Below are 2,197 nucleotides of genomic sequence, written 5' to 3'. Positions count from 1 at the left end.
TTGCGCCCATGTCAGCATGGCGCGGGCAGTCTTAGACCTGATTAGACGCTTCACCTGACTGGCCATATTGGCAGTCTCGAAGGTTGGCTAAAAAATCAGGCTGTGTTATGGGATGGTCAGGGATGCGACCCAATCAACCAAGGGGTTGAAGTCCTCACCGGGTAGTTATTTCGCCCATTTCAGCTCTATTTCATACCCGAAGGTCTCGCACCATACTTGGTATTATACCGTATTGCCCTAAAATGTTAACCTAATTTGAGATTAAATCATGCTCTTAACTCTTAACAGGCAATAGGGGTAGGATGTGTTTCGGCATCAGTCTTAAATTCGGGTAATCTCTAAACTCTTGAGATAATCTTGGGGGTCTTCTGGGTCAAAGACCTTGCCATCAAAGAAGGTTTCGGGACCTCGAGAGGTGCTTTCGGGAATCATGTCTCCCTGGCCGATGGCTTCAGCCGCTTCTCGCCAGAGGTCTTCCCGATTTACTCGGTCCACCATGCCTTTAATATCCGCATCCGGGGGCAGATACCCCCAACGGATATTTTCAGTTAGGAACCAGAGCTCATGACTTTTGAAGGGATAGGACGCATTATCCCGCCAGTATTTCTGCATCAAATCTGGCATTTCCCTCACCTCACCGATGCCGAAATCATAAATACCCCGAGACCGGTCGATAATGTCATCAAACGGCACATTGAACCAAGCCCGGCGGGAGAGAATCTGACACATCTCCTCCACATTCTCCGGTTCACTACACCAGATTTGGGCTTCTAGGGTTCCCATCAACAACGCCCGGGCGGCTTTGGGATGTTCGTCAACCCAATCTGCCCGCATTCCTAGGGCTTTCTCAGGATGGTCTTGCCAGAGTTCCCCAGTGGTTAAGGCGTTATAGCCAATATCTTGGTTCACCAATTGCAGGGGCCAGGGTTCCCCAACACAGAAGGTATCCATATTGCCAACCCGCATATTAGCCACCATCTGGGGTGGGGGGACGACAATCGTCGAAATCTCCTGGTCTGGGTCAATCCCTCCCGCCGCCAGCCAGTAGCGAATCCAGCAGTCATGGGTTCCTCCGGGAAAGGTCATGGCGGCCCGTAAGTCTTCACCCGCAGCCCGTCGTTCAGCGAACCGTTCCTTGAGGGGGGTACTATCGACTCCAATTTCTAAATCGCGATAGTCATTGGAGAGGCAAATCCCCTGACCATTCAAATTCAGACGCGCCAAAATGTACATCGGGACTCGCCGACCATCGGTGACAATCCCCTCTGAAATCAGATAAGGCATTGGTGTGAGAATATGTGCCCCATCAATACCACCGCCCCGAGAACCCAGAACTAAATTGTCACGGGTGGTTCCCCAGGATGCTTGTTTTTCAACGGAGACATCCGTCATGCCATACTTAGCAAAAAAGCCTTTTTCCCGTCCAATAATTAGGGGAGCCGCGTCGGTTAAGGCAATAAAGCCGAGTCGTGCTGTTGGAGTTTCCGGGGCATTTTCTGGGTCAATTTCTACCTCAAATTGGGTTTGGTCATTAATCGGTCCGCAGCTATGGAGTAATAAGCTGCCAGCCGTTGCTGCACCAGCTGTAATCAGGAATTGGCGACGGTTAAATCGGGGCATTGTTTAGTTAAGAATCAACAGTGAGTTTTTAGGTTCTAATCACAGGGGATGAGTGCTTAGAGATAACATAGGGTCGGTTTGATGTTGTGTCCACAATCTAAGAAAAATCACCAGGGGTTTATGTATCGGCAACTACAATTTTTAGATTGTTTTTTATTTTACGCATTTCGGTCATGCGTAACTTGCATCTGAGTGAAAAGGACCCATGAAATAGCAGAAAAAAAGTAGCCATTGATATGATGACCCCAAGGCTAGGGCGACCCGGCAGGACAACCACAAGGGGTCGCCCCCACCTCTTCCCCCTCTCCTCCTCTGTGTCCTCTGTGGCTGAAGTGCTAACCCAGAGGTGGTTAGACCTTCTTCCCGCCATTCTGCGCCAGAGTGGCTATGCTGGAAGTTGCGGGTGCGTTCGTCTCCCCAGCGACCGATAGCCCAATCAAGATTTAACGAAAGTGGTGGGGAAGGTCGTCGCTACATTCATGGCCGTCGGCGCATCCACAATAAACCACCGTCAGCAGCAAACACCCCGATACGCAGCCCAAACCCGCAAACATCACCGGAACCGGAGGAGTCTCTA

2 protein-coding genes and 1 pseudogene are annotated in these 2,197 nt (G+C 50.6%); 1 reads left to right on the top strand and 2 read right to left on the bottom strand.

Features of this window, described 5'->3' with window-relative positions; translation table 11 throughout:
* Together P5674_RS24250 and P5674_RS24245 are read right to left on the bottom strand one after the other, a co-directional pair.
* Positions 1–87 (bottom strand): annotated as a pseudogene (locus P5674_RS24250) (transposase); the annotation flags it as partial.
* A gap of 234 nt (positions 88–321) precedes the next feature.
* Complete coding sequence (locus P5674_RS24245; RefSeq protein WP_006616041.1) at positions 322–1,620, bottom strand: CmpA/NrtA family ABC transporter substrate-binding protein; 1,299 nt, start codon at positions 1,618–1,620, stop codon at positions 322–324.
* A gap of 346 nt (positions 1,621–1,966) precedes the next feature.
* Here P5674_RS24245 and P5674_RS24240 point away from each other — a divergent pair.
* Positions 1,967–2,197: hypothetical protein (locus tag P5674_RS24240; protein ID WP_315643182.1), on the top strand; the 231-nt coding region annotated here is incomplete at its 3' end.

The organism is Limnospira sp. PMC 289.06 (genome assembly GCF_032350395.1).
Classification (GTDB): domain Bacteria; phylum Cyanobacteriota; class Cyanobacteriia; order Cyanobacteriales; family Microcoleaceae; genus Limnospira; species Limnospira platensis.
The sequence above is the reverse complement of the archived record's forward strand: the minus strand, read 5'-3'. Positions and strand labels throughout refer to the sequence as shown.